Genomic DNA, 17,277 nt, shown 5'->3' on the forward strand with positions numbered 1-17,277 from the left:
TTTGTTTTTAGGTATACCTAAAAAGATAGGACGTGAAACGATGAATGATGAAAAAAAATTGATCCAAGCGGCCAACGGTCCTAGCTTGGAAGAAATAAATAATACAGTTGCCATTCCAAAAAACGGCAGCTTTTGGCGCAATCTCTTAGCGTTCTCTGGTCCTGGGGCATTGGTAGCCGTGGGCTATATGGACCCAGGAAACTGGATCACCTCGATCGGTGGCGGTGCTGAATATGGCTATCTCTTACTTTCTGTGATCTTGATTTCCAGTTTGATCGCTATGCTGCTGCAATACATGGCAGCCAAGCTAGGGATCGTGACCCAGATGGACCTTGCGCAAGCAACTCGTAAACACACCAGCAAAGGTTTAGGCTTTGTCTTGTGGATCGTCACCGAATTGGCTATCATGGCAACGGATATCGCGGAAGTGATCGGAGGAGCGATCGCTCTCAATCTACTATTCGGCTTACCTTTATTAGTTGGGGTCATCTTAACGATTTTCGATGTATTGCTTCTGCTCTTTTTAATGAAATTGGGTTTCCGAAAAATCGAAGCGATCGTCATGACACTGATTTTGGTCATTATGCTGGTCTTTTGTTACGAAGTCATTATTGCTCAACCAAATTTGCCTGCTGTCTTGCAAGGCTTTATTCCCCAAAAGCAAGTCTTGAACCATGGACAGCTGACAATGGCGTTGGGGATCGTTGGTGCGACTGTGATGCCGCATAATCTCTATCTGCATTCTTCGATCTCCCAATCACGAAAAATCGATCGCAGCGATACCCAAGAAGTGGCAACGGCCGTGCGGTTCGCTACTTGGGATTCCAATATCCAATTATCCGCTGCCTTTTTGGTCAATTGCCTGCTTTTGATCTTAGGAAGCGCCTTGTTCTTTGGTCATAGCGAAGAAGTCGGCACCTTCTCCGCGCTGTTCGATGCTTTGCAAGATTCCTCCATTGCTGGTGCTGTCGCCAGTCCAGTCTTGAGCGTTCTGTTTGCCGTGGCGCTCTTGGCATCTGGTCAAAATTCAACGATCACTGGGACACTGACGGGGCAAGTCGTGATGGAAGGATTTATCCATATGAAGATCCCTACTTGGGCGCGACGTCTGATCACCCGTGGCTTATCGGTGATCCCCGTCTTGCTTTGTACGATTTACTTTGGCGGCAACGAACAAGCCTTGGACGATCTGCTGATTTATTCGCAAGTCTTTTTAAGCATCGCCTTACCCGTTTCGATGATTCCGTTGGTTCTTTTTACCAGCTCAAAAAAAATCATGGGGGAACGCTTCAAGAATCCGCTATGGGTCTCTACCTTAGGCTGGATCTGTGCCATTGCACTGACGGTCTTGAATGTCCGCTTGATCATCGAAACACTCGGCAACTTCTAATATCGAAAAAAGCTTACGAGCTAGCCTCGTAAGCTTTTTTTGGTTAATTCGTTTCTAAATCATGTAAAAACAGACCGCTCAACAGTTTTGGTTCAAACCAAGTTGATTTTGGCGGCATAATTTCTCCCGCATCGGCGACTGCCAAAAGATCGGCCATTTGCGTTGGATACATGGAAAAGGCCAATGTCCATTCTCCGCTATCTACCAAACGTTCCAATTCTTCTGGACCACGAATTCCGCCGACAAAATCAATGCGTTTGTCTGTCCGCACATCTTGGATCGCGAAAATATCAGCCAGCACGTATTGTTGTAAAAGCGACACATCCAGCTGTCCTACCGCATCTTGCGGCACAGATTCCGGTTTGATGGTCAACTCCCACCACGCATGGTTTAGGTACAGATGAATCGAACCACGTTGCGCTGGTTTCTTCGTTGTAGTTTCTTGAATCGTAAAATGCTGGGCTGCCTGCTCAAAAAAGGTTTCTGGCACTGGTACCCGCAAGACCCGATTGTATTCCCAAATCGCTAATTCATTTTCTGGGAATAAGATTGCTAAAAAGCGGTCGCTTTCTTGGCTGCTTTGGCCATCGGCTCGCTTTTGCAAGCCAACTTTAACTGCTGACTCTGTACGGTGATGTCCATCCGCAATATAGAGGGCATCTACAGCCTGAAACTGCTGGGCAAAAGAGGCGACTAGCGCTGGATCATCGATCAGCCAAACACGATGCTGCACCTCATGATAGCTGACAAAATCATAGATCGGCGCATGCTCTGCTTGCCACGCATCGATTGCTTCTTTGACTGCTGCTGGTTGGCGATAGCTCAAGAAAATCGGACTTGTATTGGCATCACATGCCAGAATGTGATTGATCCGATCGATTTCTTTTTCTGGACGGGTAAACTCGTGTTTCTTGATTTTCCCAGCGACATAATCATCGATCGAGGTACAGGCGACAAGCCCAGTTTGACTTCTGCCAGCCATCGTCAATTCATACAAATAATATGCGGGCGCCGTTTCTTGAATCAACCAGCCTTCTTCTTGAAAAGATGCAAGATTTTCAGCCGCTTTTTGATACACCTGTGGATCATAAGGATCGATTCCTGGCAAGTCGATCTCCGAACGGTCGATGTGGAAATAGCTGTAAGGATTGCCTTGCGCAAACGCTGCGGCTTCTTGTGAATTGACCACGTCATAAGGCAGCTCGGCCACTTTTTCTGCCAATGAGGCTTCTGGACGAATGGCTTTAAACGGAAATACTTGAACCATTAATACCCAACCTCCTGATTTTTGATGACCCGTACACGAACGATATTTTCGTTCTCCCGCAGTTTATCGGCTAATTGATTCAACAATGCCTCATCTTCAGAAGCGACATCGGCTAGGGTGTAAGCAAAGTCTTCCCGTCCACGATTCAGCATATTGTCGATATTGATCCCAGATTCCGCAATGATCGACGAAATCTGACCTAACATATTCGGTACATTGCGATTGATGATCGTCAGACGATAAGGCGAATGAAAAGCCATCTCAACGGTTGGAAAATTCACCGAGCGCTTGATGGTCCCGAATTCCAAGAATTTTTTCAATGTTCGGGCTGCCATCTTGGCACAGTTGACTTCAGCTTCTTCTGTTGATGCACCTAAATGCGGCAAGACGAGTACTTTTTCATTGTGCAGCAATTGTTCATCTGCAAAATCAGTCGTATAGCCCGCTAAACGGTCGGCTTTTAATGCACGTAAAACGGCATCTGTATCGACGATTTCTTTACGGGAAAAGTTGAATAGTTTCGTTGTTGGTTTCATTTTCGCAAGTTCGGCTTCCCCGACGAGATGATGGGTGTTTTCCATTAGCGGTACATGAACCGTAATAAAATCACAGGTTGAAAAGACTTCCGCAATATCATTGGCACGCTTGACCCGACGAGAGATCGTCCAAGCAGTATCCACTGACACGTAAGGATCATAACCGACTACTTCCATCCCTAGACGATAAGCATCGTTGGCGACCATCGCTCCAATAGAACCAAGGCCGATGATTCCTAACTTTTTGCCTTCTAACTCTGTTCCAGCAAATTGACTTTTTTGCGCTTCTGCTTGTTCTTCCACATTATCACCACTCAAGGTTTGGACCCATTGGGCACCTCGTAAAATCGGGCGGACACTTAAGAGCAGACTAGCAATCACTAATTCTTTGACCGCATTGGCATTGGCACCGGGTGTATTAAAGACGACGATCCCTTTTTCAGTACATGCTTTGACGGGAATGTTGTTGGTCCCAGCCCCTGCACGAGCAATACCTAAGACACTTTCAGGAAAAGCGTAATCGTGCAATTTCTGGCTGCGCAGCAAAATCCCTTGCGGTTGGTCGCTCTCGTTGATGGCATACTTTTCTTTTTCTAAACGCTGTAATCCTTCTGGTGCGATCGCATTGAATGTTTTGATTTGGAACATTTATTTGACCTCCGCTTCAAATGATTTCATAAAGTCGACTAACGCTTGAACGCCAGCTAATGGAAAGGCATTGTACAAGCTTGCTCGCATTCCTCCAACGGAACGATGCCCTTTCAAGTTCTCAAAACCAGCTTTGACAGCTTCTTCATTGAAGCGCTGATCTAATGCTTTATCCCCTGTTACAAAAGGAATATTCGTTAGTGAACGGCTATCAACAGCCACAGGACTACTGTAAAGAGCAGAGGCTTCGATCGTTTCGTATAAAAGCGCCGCTTTTTGGCGGTCTTGTTCTAAAATTGCAGGAATGCCGCCTAATTCTTCCAACCATTCAAACACCAATTTAGCAATATAGATAGCATACGTTGGTGGTGTATTGTACAATGAGTCATTTTTAGCCTGTAGACGATAATCCAGCATTGGAGCGAAAACAGCATCATCATTGAGTAAATCTTCTCGGATGATCACTACCGTCAACCCTGCAGGACCAATATTCTTTTGGGCCCCAGCATAAATCACACCGAAGTCTTCTACGCGATAGTCATTGGCTAAAATATTTGAGGACATGTCTGCTACGATCGGCACATTGCCAGCCTGCGGAATCGTTTGAAAGGCCGTCCCTTCAATGGTATTGTTCGTGGTGATATGCAAATAAGCCGCTTCTTGATCGATCGCATCTTCTGAAATTTCTGGAATATAAGTAAAGTTTTGATCCTCACTAGAGGCAATGACTTCCACCGTCACGTTTCCAAGCGCTTTTGCTGCTTCAATAGCTTTCTTCGACCAAGAACCGGTATTTACGTATAAGGCTTTTTTGTTTTGTGCAAGATTCAAAGGGATCATACTGAATTGGAGACTCGCGCCGCCTTGTAAAAACAGTACCTGATAGTTTTCAGGAATTCCCATTAATTTTCGTAAAAGTGCTTCTGCATCTTTAATGATTGCTTCAAACAAGGAGGACCGATGACTCAGCTCCATAACGGACATCCCACTTCCGCGGTAATTCAAAAGTTCGGATTGTGCTTTCTCCAATACGGGACGGGGCAATACGGCAGGACCAGCTGAAAAGTTATAAACTGTCATACAAAAAATCTCTCCTTTATGTTAGATGTGAAAATCATTATAACAGATAGCCGAAAATGAAAAAAGCCTTAAAAGGGAAAATAATTTTGAATTTTCAGAAAAGACTACCAATTTCTTAACGTTCGTCATTTCGGCATTTTTTCAAATAGCCAGCGAGAAATTTCATTGTAAACGATCTCGCGGTTGCGCTCATTCAAAATCTCATGACGGCCATGTTCGAGCAAATACATCGTCACGTCAGCATTTTGCTTCAGTTGCTGAGCCAATTGGCGGACGCTTTTGCCATAGTGCCCAACAGGATCGTCTCCACCTGAAATCAGCAGCAGCGGCAATTCTGAATCAATCTTGCGCAGTTGATCCGGATCACTGGCAGCTTGTGTCAATGTAAAGAGATCCTTGTAAGCTGCTAAAGAAAAATGAAATTGGGTGTAAGGGTCCTTCAAATAGCGATCCACTTGCTGCGGATCACTGGTCAACCAATCTTTGGCGGTCCGATTGGGACGAAAACGCCGGTTGTGCTGGCCAAAAACTAGCTGTTCCATTACGTGATAAGGCCATTGCTGAGCGGCAAACGGCCGCAACAAGTTCGTAACGAGTTTGCCTCCTTGCATCAGCACGGCTTTTTCCATCGTGGTGCCCATGATGATCGCTCCTGTCAATGGATGTGGCTGACTAAACAAATAATTCCGCAAAACCAGCGACCCCATACTGTGCCCTAAGATAAAATATGGTCGGTCTGGGTAGCAAGCAGCTGCGTACTTATGGACCACTCCCGCATCTGCCACTAAATAGTTGGCGCCCTCTTTTTCACCAAAATGCCCATAAGCCTGTGTGTCCTTCACGGATTGCCCATGCCCTAAGTGATCATGACCGACCACCGCATAGCCTTGTGCAGTTAAACATTCCGCAAACTCATGGTAACGTTCAATGTGCTCAATCATTCCGTGGACGATTTGCACGACTGCTTTTGGCTGTTCTTCTGGCAGCCACGTTTTGACAAAAAGCTGATCCTTCCCATTTGATGAAGTCAGCTTTTCTTGATTCATCCTCATAGTTTGCACCTCTTTTGCTTTTTCTTTTCCCTCCGCCAAATAAAACGGTCGTTTTCTTTATTATACATGGAATTTTAGGCTATGGCGGTAGGAGTTGGGAATTTGCGAGGATAAAAAAACTCCTGCCACATTGTCTAGAGACAAAGTAGCAGGAGTCAAACGATCATTACCCATCGCTTGGATTGGAAAACTTCCTCACTATTTTTTATTTGAATTTGACGATTTCTAAACGATCAATACTTAGCGTATCCACCCCAATCTCAGACGAAAGGGTGATTTCCTGCGCCCCTTTCGGTAACTTCATGCGGACTTGTAGCGGTTGATAATATTCGGAAGGATAGACATCCACCATGTGGTTTGCTTGTTTCGTTTCAATCCTGACCTGAATTGGGTCATTCAAGGAGAGATAATCAGTGGTTTTGACATAGGCAATCACCAGAAATTCGTCTGCTTCTTCAATCTGCGGAGCAAAGATAATTTTGTCAGTCGTTGATTCAAAGCCTTGGACGACTTTCTTAGAGAGTGCTGCCTCATCTTCGACAAGCACTAAATCGCCCTCCAGCAAAGCACGGCTAGCAGTTAATCGCAGTCGATTGGGCTCAGCTTTTGGCAACGCTTGAACATGCCATTCATCCAAAGGAGCTTCCATTAGAATTTTATCCTCTTGATCCCAACCAAACTTTTGTAAGCGGATCGAACGGTTCCAGCCCGAATGATCCCACCGAGCAGCATGATAAATCAGCCAGTCTTCAGAACCATCTTTTGATTTGGCAAATCCATTATGACCAGGTCCATAGACAGTGTTTGTCTGTTGGAAAATCGGCGCTGGTTCCTTTTGCCAGTTCGCTCTTTCTAGCGGATCATCAGCCACATCTAGGGTCATAAGACCAAGAGCGTAATCATTGTCCCAGCTTCCACTGGCAGAGTATACCAAATTGACTGTTTCGTCTTTGATCATCACTTGAGGGGCTTCATTGATCAATGGTGTTTGCCGCATTTCCCATTCATATTCTGGTTCTGAGATAAGTCGTTTCTCCCCAATCACTTCCGTAGGGGAGGCCATTTCCGCTAAATAAAGATTTTGCGCGACATTTTCATACCCTTCCCAGCCCGACCAAAGGAAATAGCGTTTGTCATTGATCTCTAAGACTGTTCCATCAATCGCAAATTTATCATCCATCCCTTTGATCTCTTCCAATTGCCACTCACCCATGTAAGGATCTTTTTGATGATTGACTAATGCGTACATACGATGCGTTTCTGAAGGACGATTAGCCGCGAAATACATCACCCAGCGATCATCTAAGTAATGAAGCTCAGGTGCCCAGATACTTTCAAATTCTGCTGGCATTTCCCAGATGATCTTTTTTTCACCAGCAGCAACGTGAGAGAGGTTTTCAGCACGCCAAAGCGTTAAATTATTCCCAGTCGTTTTGGTATAATAAAAGAACGCTTCCGTTTGCAAGATCCAAGGATCTGCCCCATCATTATCGATAATTGATGTAAAATCGGACACTTCTTCCCCTGGATCAGTTCCAGCGCTACAACCGGTTATCATAAGCGCAGCAATCAAGATACTTACTCCACTGAGCCAAGCTGCTGATTTCCCCATCGGACATCGCTCCTTTCCTTACCAATCATTTTATTCTATCTGTGGTGGATGAAACTGCTCATTGATCTCTTTAATCGCTGCCAAATCAACTTTTGGTTGGCGGTCATAGGTCAGTAATCCATTGATTTCTTGTTCAACATCTGTCAACTGAGTGTAGCAATAGCCCCAGAGTCCGACAGAATCATAAACAGCTGTCATGATTCGCTGATAATCCTTCAAGAAATCTTGTTGATTTTCCACTGAGGTATAGCCCCAACCGGGTTGCCCCGAAACATCGAAGCCAATACCGCCAAACTCAGTCAATAAAATAGGCTGATCCTGATAAGAAAATCCTCCAGCGAAAATCGGCCAGGGGGTCGATACTCGATTCACCAATTTTTCTCTCGTGCTGAGACTGTCTTTGAAGTATAGATATTTTTGCCGCTCAGATTCTTGCCCATGCGCATAATTATGAATCGCACAAATATCGGTCTCCGTCATCGCCCAACCATCATTTGAAATAACCAACCGTTGCTGGTCTAGCGAATGGATAAAGTGATACATTGCTTGAGAAAAATGCTGTTGCTGACGATCAAATGATATTTTTGGTACACCCCAGCTCTCATTGATTGGTACCCAAGTAACGATCGAAGGGTGACTATAGTCCCGAGTGATGATCTCTGCCCACTCTTGCATCAAACGCATCACAGAACGATCGGTATAGATTGCCGGCGCCGCACACTCTCCCCAAACAAGAAATCCTAATTTATCTGCCCAGTATAAAAAGCGTGGGTCTTCTGTTTTTTGATGTTTTCGGCAACCATTAAATCCCATTTCTTTGGCCAATAAGATGTCTTGTTTAAAGTCCTCATCTGTTGGTGCAGTTAACAAACCGCTCGGCCAATATCCTTGATCGAGCACCAGCTTCTGGTAGTAAGGCTTGTTATTTAAGTAAATCATACCGTTTTCTGTATGTATTTTACGCATACCAAAATAACTTTTTAGCTGATCGATGGCATTCCCTGCTTCTCTAAGTGTCAATTCAACATCAAATAATTGCGGCTTTTCAGGTGTCCAAGACCAGCCTTCGTGGTGAAAATTCGTCCGAAAAATTTCTTGCTGGAAAATATCAACTGCAAAACTCAACTTAGAAGTGATAAAGTCTGCCTTTCCGCTGGTAACTAAAGCATCCTTAAAATAGATTTGATATTCTAAGACTACTTGCGGCTGTAACTGGTTCAGTTCTACATCGATCTTCACGGCGCCAGCATCAAAATCACTCGTAAATTTCACCTGTTGCAGATGGGTTTCAGCAACTACTTCAAGCCAGACTGGCTGCCAGATCCCTGTTGAGTTTGTGTACCAGATTCCTGCTGATTCTTCTTCCCAAAATTGTTTCCCCCGTGGAATGCTTTCATCAAAATGCGGGTCAAATGCTCGCACACTTAGTATTTGCTCTTGTCCAGATACTAGAGCATCCGTGATGTCTATAGCAAACGAGGTATGCCCTCCGCAATGATTTTTCACATGATTGCCATTGACAAACACATCTGCTTCATAGTCCACCGCCCCAAAATGCAAAAGGACACGACTTTTTTCAGGGACTTGCACATTGAAGGTCCGATAATACCATACAACGTCGTGCACTTCTCGATGATCAATGCCGCTCAATGCACTTTGATAGACAAAGGGAACATTGATCTTGTACGGATAGTTTGCTTCATTTGTGTACCACTTTTCTTTTAAACCAAGATTTTGGTCATCAAAGGTAAATTGCCATTCACCATTTAAGCTTAACCAATTCTCTCTCTCAAATTGCGGTCTCGGGTATTCTTCTCTACTCATATTTCCTCCAAAAACAAATTATTTTATGCCACTTTGCAACGACATTGACGCCATAAAGCTTTTTTGCGCCACCAAATACAATAAAAAGGTAGGGATCAAAGCCAAGATTGCTCCGGCAGTTCCAATTCCCGGATAGGTCATGTATTGCCCTTGTAGCAACTGCAGCCCCGGTGTAATCGGTAATTTATCAATATCGTTTATCACGATCGATGGCCACAAGAAGTCATTCCATGAGCCAGTAAAACTAAATAACGCAACCACCGTCAATACAGGTTTGATCAGTGGTAAGATAATATGATAAAAGATTTGAAACTCGTTGGCCCCATCGATCACAGCCGATTCATCCAATTCTTTAGGAATCCCTAAAATGAACTGCCGAACGAGGAAAATGTTATAAACACCTGCAGCCCCAGGAACGATGACTGCCAGAAATGTATTAGTCCAACCTAACGTATCAACGATTTTAAAATTCGGGATCAAATTGACCACCCCGGGAAACATCATCGTTCCTAACAATAGGGCAAAAATCAAATCTCTCCCCTTAAAGGTGAGTCGTGTATAGCCATAGGCTGCAAACGAGACGATCACCATAACCAACAGCGTATGTGAAGTTGAAATAATCATTGAATTCACAAACCAGCGGAACACAGGAGAAGAATCATTGCCTTGTAACAAGCCCAAAAAGTTAGCCAGCGTCCAATCTTGTGGAATCAAACTGAACCCAACCTTTTGAATCTCTGCCTCCGATTTAAACGAGGTAAAAATTGCCCATATCAAAGGAAAGAGCCAAATCACACAGACGATCGCTAGCAAAATAAAGGCAATTCTTTTCCCTAGTTTGTTTTCTCGCATCTTCTTCCCTCCTATCTTTCCATTTTTTTGATGACCATAAATTGCACAATCGAAACTGCCATGATTACAAAACCTAGTAAAATAGCCATCGCTGAAGAAATTCCTGCAACCGAGGTACTACTACCAAAAGCATTTTCTTGGATGTACATCATCAACACGCGAGTAGAATTGTTGGGTCCGCCACCCGTCAACATTAGTGGCTGACCATAAATATTAAACTGAGCGATGGTCGTCATGACCGTGGTAAAAACAAGCTGGTTGCGAATACTCGGCAAAGAAATACGGAAAAATTTCGTTATACTATTTGCACCATCTAATTCTGCTGCTTCTAACTGCTCTTTAGAGACGCCATTTAATGCAGCAACATAAATAATTAGATTCCCACCTAATGTCCACCAAATCGTCACGATCAAAATAGCGATCCATGCCCATGGTTGCGTGCCTACAAAATTGATGTCGATACCGAATACTTCTTTGATTGGCCCAAAAGATTTGCTCAAAAGGAACCCCCAAATAATCATGACGGCAGAGATTGCAAACAGTGTTGGCAGATAGAGAATCGATTGAAAAAAACGCATCATTTTTGGTTTAGCAGACAATGCAACCGCTATCAACAAGGGAATTACAATACATAACGGAACGGAGATTGCCGCAAAAAACAGCGTATTTTTCATTCCATTAAAAAATTGCGTATGATACAACGAGTCTTGATCAAACAAAATCGTTTGAAAATTATCAAACCCGACAAAAATCGGTGTACTGAACAGATCCCATTCAGTAAAAGAAACATAGATCCCAATCACTGCAGGAACTAAAAAGAATAAAAGAAAAAGGAGCATATGCGGACCAATAAAAACGATTGGCCAGCCATTTAACCTTTTTTTCATCAATACCCATCCTTCCTTGTATTTCTAGTGCAGCTCTCAACAAGAAACAACTGTGACAGCCCTTTAAGCCTATCAGAATTCCTCCCCTATCAAAAAATGGACTGAATTCTTTTTATGGTCGCTCTTCCTTCTGCCACAGCCTCTATGTGAGAAGATTATTTCATCTTTTCTTCTACAACTTTTTGGATCTCACCAAACGTCGTTTGAATATCTGCTTTTCCTGTGATCATGTCCCATGAGCGATTATCATATTCACCAAAGATATACGATAAGCCATCAACTGCGTTAACAGAAATTGCCGCTTGTCCTTTTTCTGTCTTCAATAAGAAGGATTGTGGCATCTCAACATATTCTTCATTGTCTAGCATAGCTAAGGAAGTAGGATTTGCACCTGATTTGACCCACTCTAATTGGTTTGCTTGTAACCAAGTCAGAAAGTCGACCATGCCACTTTTCTTTTCATCGGAACGTTCCTCGTTCGTTTTGAACATTGCAAACTGATCGACGCCTGAACCTTGAATGATATGTTCCGCATCCCATTGAGGAGTAAATGTTTGGCCCCAAGTGAAGTCACTGATTTCTTCCATATTACTTAGCATCCATGTTCCTTCTGGAAGAAAAATCAGTTGCTGGTTTGCAAAAAGTTTATTTGCATCTTCACCATCTGGGACCATGTAGCCGGCATCGTACAGATCCTTAAACTCTTGAACGGCATTGTAAGAAAACTCATTATCGATATTGATGTTTCCTTGTGCATCTTGCCATTCCCCACCCATTTGTTGGTAGAGATTCGAATAATTCTGCATGCCCCATGTATAGCCAAAACTATAGATACCATCTGCTTTTGCTTTTTCCCCAGCTTGTCTGATTTCTTCATACGTCACTACGCCATCATCCAACGCTCCTGGAACATATTTATCCACCAAATCTTGGTTGTAATACATCACCCACGAACCCATGGTTGCCGGAATCCCATATTGACTATCATCCACTACACCAGTGTCCCAAGCAGCTTCAACGTAGTTTTCCCGTGCCAATTCTGTCCCATCGATCATGTCATCCCAAGTTTCAAGCATCTCTTGGTGTTTGTACGTAGGCAAAGCTTCTGAGGCAATCAAAGCCAAATCAGGAACACCTTTCCCCGATTTCCCCGCAGTCGTCAACTTTGAAGTAAAGGTGTCACCTTGCATGCTTACTAACTTCACTTTAAAGTCTGGGTCTGTTTCATTGTATTGATCAATCGTTTTTTTGATTTTTTCACCGTCTGGTCCTGTCGTCGACGACCAAAGCAAAATTTCTGAATTATTACTTGAGCTACCACTCCCGCCACAAGCAGCTAACAACACTGTACATAATAAGCTTGTCCCTACTAAAACAATAGATTTACTTACTTTCATTTTTTACACTCCTTTTAATTTAACTAAAAAGTAAAATGACATCCAATTATCAATAAACATAATCGTTAGACTATCGTCAAATAATGTTTACACCGTAAAGTTACTATAAATATAAAACGCTGTCAACATTATTTTAACAAGGTATAACCAAAAATTATATCATTTTACTATTTTGTAAATCCACAAGGTTATGTTATAATTAAACTATCTTTTCATTAAACATTTTAGTATAACGAGGTGATCGCTATGGAATTGGATTTAACAAACGCATCTTTACCGATCTACGAAGCACTGGCAAATGAAACTCGCTTAGCGATTTTAAGAGAATTAGGCGATAAGAAGAAAAGCATCAGTGAAATTGGACAAAAATTAGCAATCAGCAATGCTTTAATGACCAAACATATCCGTAAACTCGAAGAAGCTCAGTTGATCAAAACCGAAAAAGGATCGGGGCAAGACTGGAAGAAAAAATATTTGTCTCTAAAAACTGATTTCATCAATATCAATTTCCCAGCAAAAGTGTTTCCAGAAATGAATCTAACCTCCCAATCTGTGAAAATCGGCCACTTCACCGATTTTAAAGCTGAGCCTTCTTGTGGAATGGCGACCAAAGACCGCTTGATTGGCGCCTTAGATGATCCAAAATCTTTTCTGGATCAAGAACGTGTTGATGCAAGTATCATCTGGCTAAATAACGGTTTTTTAGAATACAAAATCCCAAATCCTTTGAAAAATGGTGAAAAAATCGAATTACTGGAAATCAGTATGGAGATCGCTTCAGAGTTCCCAATTTCGAATAACTATTGGCCCAGTGATCTTTACTTTTACTTAAACAATCACTGCATCGGTAGTTACACCGTACCAGGAAACTTTTCGGATGTCAGAGGTTCTCTGACTCCGCAATGGTGGATCGATGAGTTCAGTCAATATGGATTGCTTAAGCATTTACGCATCAATCGCTATGATACTTCCCTCGATGGAGAAAAATTAACAGATCACAACCTGAATGAAATCGACTTAGACCACAGTGACTTTTTCACCTTTAAAATTGCTGCACCTGCAACTGCCGAAAACGCTGGTGGTTTGACCATTTTCGGCGATCGATGGGGAAATTATCCTCAAGATTTATTGTTCAATTTTTACGTATCGGAATGACTGTTGTCGTTCCATTACACAAAAAAAGCACGTAGCGAAGAGAGACCACTCCCTCAGCTAGTGCTTTTTTCTATTCTCTTACGCTGTGGCAAAAATGCGTTCGATCAACTGCATCACTGCTCGGACTTCTTCGTTTTTAACGATAGGTTCGGCACCGTTGCGTACAACGTTGTAAAAATTCTTGTAGAAAGGTTCAAAATCCGCTTCGGCTTTCGGGAAAGGAATCTCTTTGGCTGCCAATTCCGATGGCGGTGCCATCGTTTTCGTCAAGCCAACGCCTGCTTGAACTGGTTTTGGTGCGGCCACGTCTTCGCGACCTGTTGCCTGAACCATTTCACCATTTAGATCCCAATCGGTGATGGTGGCTGTTCCTTCCGTTCCTTTGATGTACCAGCGAGGCAATTGCGTGTAATTGGAGGTTCCAACTTCCACGATTGCTTTGACCCCATTTTCAAAGGTAATCAAAGCGAAGAACCCATCATCGACTTCTTCCCCCAACACAAAGCTAAGATCCGCTTTGACGTCTTTCACTGGGCTGTCGATCAGCCATAGCATTTGATCCAGCAAGTGAACGCCCCAGTCTAAGAGCATTCCCCCGCCTTGTTTTTTCACATGACGCCAGTCTCCTGGGATGCCGTTTGCCCCTTGGACCCGTGATTCTAATTGGAACAAATCGCCGATCTGTCCATTACGGTACAGTTCGCGTACAAGTAAAAAATCAGGATCCCAACGGCGGTTTTGGTGAACCATAAAGGTATTGCCGGTTTCTTGGGCAACCGCCACGATCTCATCTAGTTCCGCAGTATTCAGCGCAACTGGCTTCTCGCAAACAACATGTTTGCCGGCTTTCAACGCAGCGATCGATAACTCTTTGTGCAAGTCATTAGGTGTGGCGATCAATACTGCTTCGATCGTCTCATCGGCTAAGACTTCATCATAGCTTTTAAAGATCTTATGGCCTTTTTCTTGGGAGATCGCTTGACGTTCTTCATTGATATCGTAAGTTCCTACGATGTGGATTCGTTCGTTTTCATTTGGTAAGATATTGTGGACATGGTACGCACCCATGCCGCCATATCCGATTACTGCAAAATTGATTGCACTCATGTCTGACACTCCTCGGTTTTCTTCTTATGCCCACCACATGGATGAAGCTTCTTCACGGATCATAATCGTCTTCAAGTTGCTGATGGCACGATTCAATCCTTCATCAATGGACATGATTGGATCTTCATGCTCAATACTCAAGACATAATCATACCCATAAATTCTAAGTGCAGAAATAATATCTGACCAGACTTGTAAGCTGTGGCCGCAACCGACTGAACGGAAGGTCCAAGCTCGGGTTTTGACATTGCTATATGGCTGCATGTCCGTCAAGCCATGCATGTTGATATTGTCTTGGTCCAAATACGTATCTTTGGCATGGAAGTGATGGATCGCATCGGCTTCCCCTAAGATTTTGACCGCTGCCACTGGGTCGATCCCTTGCCACCATAAATGACTTGGATCCAAGTTACAGCCGATAGCTTTACCCGCAGCATCCCGCAGTTTCAACATCGTATAAGGGGTATGTGCCAAAAAGCCGCCATGAAGTTCGATCCCAATTTTAACACCAGCCGCTTCCGCTTCCGTGTTGATGCCTTTCCAATAAGGAATCAGTTTTTGTTCCCATTGATAATTATAATTGTCATCGTATTCCGTCGGCCATGGCAATACTGGCCAGTTGACTTGTGTATCTGTTGCATTTCCGCCTGAAACGCCTGAAAATCCGTTCACAACAGGTACATTCATTAAGCTGGCTAATTTGATGGTTTTGCGCAAAAGTTCATCAGATTCTTGCGCTTCTGCTTTTAATGGAGAGATTGGGTTGTTGTGACAGCTCAAAGCTGAGATTTCCAATCCTTTATCAGCTAATTTCGCTAAGTATTCTTTTCGCTCTGCTTCACTTGCTAGTAAACGGTCAATGTCTAAGTGGGCATTGCCGGGAGAACCACCGGTACCGATCTCAACGGTTTGGAGCCCTTTTTTCGCTACTTCATCGATCATTTCTTCAAAGCTAAGTTGATTGAATAACGGGGTAAAAACACCTAATTTCATTTTCTTTCCTCCTCAATTGCTTGAAAATGCCCATATGTTGGGTAACGATTTTCTGTTGGTGCACACCAGCGAGCCGCATTTTGGATCACTTTTTGCACTTTGGGATTGTAATAGCTTGGGAATGTCTCATGACCAGGCTGGAAATAGAAGATTTTGCCATTCCCACGGCGGAATGTACAGCCGCTGCGGAAAACTTCACCACCAGGGAACCAGCTGACAAAGATCAATTCATCCGGCGCTGGAATATCAAAGTGCTCGCCATACATTTCCTCTTGCTCTAGTTCGATCCATTCGCCGACTCCTTCAGCGATTGGGTGGCTTGGATTAACATTCCAGATCCGCGCATGCTGATCGTCTACCCGCCATTTCAAATCGCACGACGTTCCCATCAACGTTTTAAAGATTTTCGAAAAGTGGCCAGAATGCAAGACGATCAGTCCCATTCCTTCCCATACACGCTGCTGCACACGAGCAACGATAGCATCATCGACTTCTTCATGCGCCATATGGCCCCACCAAACCAACACATCCGTGTCAGCCAATACTTGCTCCGTCAACCCATGTTCTGGTTCATCAAGGGTCGCCGTTCGTACTTGAAAATCATCCTCTGCTAAAAACTTGGCAATTTGACCATGGATTCCTTCTGGATACATTTTTTGGACGGTCTCATTCGTTTTTTCATGACGAAACTCGTTCCATACCGTAACATGGATCATTGGTAGACCTCCTCTACGATGTCTTTTAATTGCAGATAATCAATCCCGCTGGCTTCTAAAGGAGCGAATTTTTGAAACGCTTCCTGCTCGACGATCAGCCATGGTAGTTCTAATGCTTTAGCTGCTTCTACATACGACTTAATTGGTAAAATCCCATTGCCGATCTCGGTGCTTTCCTGCGGCTGCTCTTGCATATCTTTGATATGAACCAAGCCGACCTTCGTTTCGCGTTCCTTTAGCCAAGGTAAAATAGCCACGTTTGCAAAGGCTAACCAGTAAAGGTCGGCTTCCAAACGCAGTTGCGGATTGTCTTTGATCAGTTCATCGATCATGGATTTTCCAGCAACTTCAGTAAATTCATGGGCATGGTTGTGGTAGTAGCAAGTCAGCCCTTCTGCCTGCAATTTTTGGGTGATCTGGGTCAGCTCCGCAGCAAAGGCTTGCCATTTTTCCAAAGAATCAAACCTGGCATACGGAATCACGATCCGTTGATTGCCAATCGTTTTTTCAAAAGCGACGGTTTCTTCAAAACGATCTTGCAATGCTTCAAACGGGATATGGGAAGCCGCGACCGCCAAATCCAACTGCTCCAGCATTTCTTTGATCTGAACAGCGCTGTGTCCATGATAACCGGCAAATTCAACACCGTCATAGCCGTTTTGTTTTACTGTTTTCAACGCATCAAAAAGATTTGTCTTGCAGTCCTCTTGAATACTCCAAAGCTGTAAAGCGATTTTCGGTTTTGTCATTTGTGCTCGCTC

15 protein-coding genes are annotated in these 17,277 nt (G+C 43.6%); 2 read left to right on the plus strand and 13 right to left on the minus strand.

Annotated features, from left to right (window positions below; genetic code table 11):
- Nucleotides 1-40: 40 nt before the first annotated feature.
- Nucleotides 41-1,390, plus strand: coding sequence for an Nramp family divalent metal transporter (locus IGI86_RS14390; protein ID WP_005231816.1), 1,350 nt, complete (start codon nucleotides 41-43; stop codon nucleotides 1,388-1,390).
- A 43-nt stretch (nucleotides 1,391-1,433) separates the two neighbouring features.
- On the opposite strand, the gene IGI86_RS14395 is transcribed toward IGI86_RS14390, so the two are convergent.
- The 9 genes from IGI86_RS14395 to IGI86_RS14435 form a co-directional block, all read right to left on the minus strand.
- A complete protein-coding gene (locus IGI86_RS14395) occupies nucleotides 1,434-2,657 on the minus strand; it encodes a DUF1015 domain-containing protein (protein ID WP_101699343.1) in 1,224 nt (407 codons plus the stop codon).
- Nucleotides 2,657-3,841: a phosphoglycerate dehydrogenase gene (locus tag IGI86_RS14400; protein ID WP_016609459.1), complete on the minus strand. Its 1,185-nt coding sequence runs from the start codon at nucleotides 3,839-3,841 to the stop codon at nucleotides 2,657-2,659. The genes IGI86_RS14395 and IGI86_RS14400 overlap by 1 nt, the downstream gene beginning before the upstream one ends.
- Nucleotides 3,842-4,921 carry a 3-phosphoserine/phosphohydroxythreonine transaminase gene (gene serC, locus IGI86_RS14405; RefSeq protein WP_005233933.1) on the minus strand — a complete coding sequence of 360 codons (1,080 nt, stop codon included), beginning with the start codon at nucleotides 4,919-4,921 and terminating at the stop codon, nucleotides 3,842-3,844.
- Between the two features lie 125 nt (nucleotides 4,922-5,046).
- A complete protein-coding gene (locus tag IGI86_RS14410) occupies nucleotides 5,047-5,973 on the minus strand; it encodes an alpha/beta fold hydrolase (protein ID WP_086332683.1) in 927 nt (308 codons plus the stop codon).
- A gap of 205 nt (nucleotides 5,974-6,178) precedes the next feature.
- A complete protein-coding gene (locus tag IGI86_RS14415; protein WP_430617485.1) occupies nucleotides 6,179-7,585 on the minus strand; it encodes a glycoside hydrolase family 43 protein in 1,407 nt (468 codons plus the stop codon).
- A 30-nt stretch (nucleotides 7,586-7,615) separates the two neighbouring features.
- Entirely contained in the window at nucleotides 7,616-9,409 is a 1,794-nt protein-coding gene (locus IGI86_RS14420) for a glycoside hydrolase family 2 protein (RefSeq protein WP_087664606.1), read from the minus strand.
- 18 nt (nucleotides 9,410-9,427) lie between these two features.
- The gene (locus tag IGI86_RS14425; RefSeq protein ID WP_042890647.1) at nucleotides 9,428-10,261 is read right to left on the minus strand and encodes a carbohydrate ABC transporter permease; all 834 of its coding nucleotides are present in this window, start codon (nucleotides 10,259-10,261) and stop codon (nucleotides 9,428-9,430) included.
- Nucleotides 10,262-10,272: 11 nt separating this feature from the next.
- Complete coding sequence (locus IGI86_RS14430; RefSeq protein WP_430617486.1) at nucleotides 10,273-11,148, minus strand: carbohydrate ABC transporter permease; 876 nt, start codon at nucleotides 11,146-11,148, stop codon at nucleotides 10,273-10,275.
- 155 nt (nucleotides 11,149-11,303) lie between these two features.
- Nucleotides 11,304-12,545: an extracellular solute-binding protein gene (locus IGI86_RS14435; RefSeq protein ID WP_422705550.1), complete on the minus strand. Its 1,242-nt coding sequence runs from the start codon at nucleotides 12,543-12,545 to the stop codon at nucleotides 11,304-11,306.
- Between the two features lie 246 nt (nucleotides 12,546-12,791).
- Between IGI86_RS14435 and IGI86_RS14440 the strand changes: the two genes are divergently transcribed.
- Nucleotides 12,792-13,700, plus strand: a complete 909-nt coding sequence (locus IGI86_RS14440; protein WP_086316568.1) for an ArsR/SmtB family transcription factor — start codon at nucleotides 12,792-12,794, stop codon at nucleotides 13,698-13,700.
- 78 nt (nucleotides 13,701-13,778) lie between these two features.
- On the opposite strand, the gene IGI86_RS14445 is transcribed toward IGI86_RS14440, so the two are convergent.
- From IGI86_RS14445 to IGI86_RS14460, 4 genes are read right to left on the minus strand one after another with little or no spacing between them, the layout of a single operon-like run.
- Complete coding sequence (locus IGI86_RS14445; protein WP_010749991.1) at nucleotides 13,779-14,807, minus strand: Gfo/Idh/MocA family protein; 1,029 nt, start codon at nucleotides 14,805-14,807, stop codon at nucleotides 13,779-13,781.
- Nucleotides 14,808-14,831: 24 nt separating this feature from the next.
- Complete coding sequence (locus IGI86_RS14450; protein ID WP_420657141.1) at nucleotides 14,832-15,800, minus strand: sugar phosphate isomerase/epimerase family protein; 969 nt, start codon at nucleotides 15,798-15,800, stop codon at nucleotides 14,832-14,834.
- Nucleotides 15,797-16,516, minus strand: coding sequence for a ThuA domain-containing protein (locus IGI86_RS14455; protein WP_074536784.1), 720 nt, complete (start codon nucleotides 16,514-16,516; stop codon nucleotides 15,797-15,799). The genes IGI86_RS14450 and IGI86_RS14455 overlap by 4 nt, the downstream gene beginning before the upstream one ends.
- Nucleotides 16,513-17,265, minus strand: coding sequence for a sugar phosphate isomerase/epimerase family protein (locus IGI86_RS14460; RefSeq protein WP_430617487.1), 753 nt, complete (start codon nucleotides 17,263-17,265; stop codon nucleotides 16,513-16,515). The genes IGI86_RS14455 and IGI86_RS14460 overlap by 4 nt, the downstream gene beginning before the upstream one ends.
- Nucleotides 17,266-17,277: the final 12 nt, after the last annotated feature.

The sequence above is a fragment of the Enterococcus sp. AZ188 genome, from assembly GCF_050544075.1.
GTDB classification, from domain to species: Bacteria; Bacillota; Bacilli; order Lactobacillales; family Enterococcaceae; genus Enterococcus_D; species Enterococcus_D entomosocium.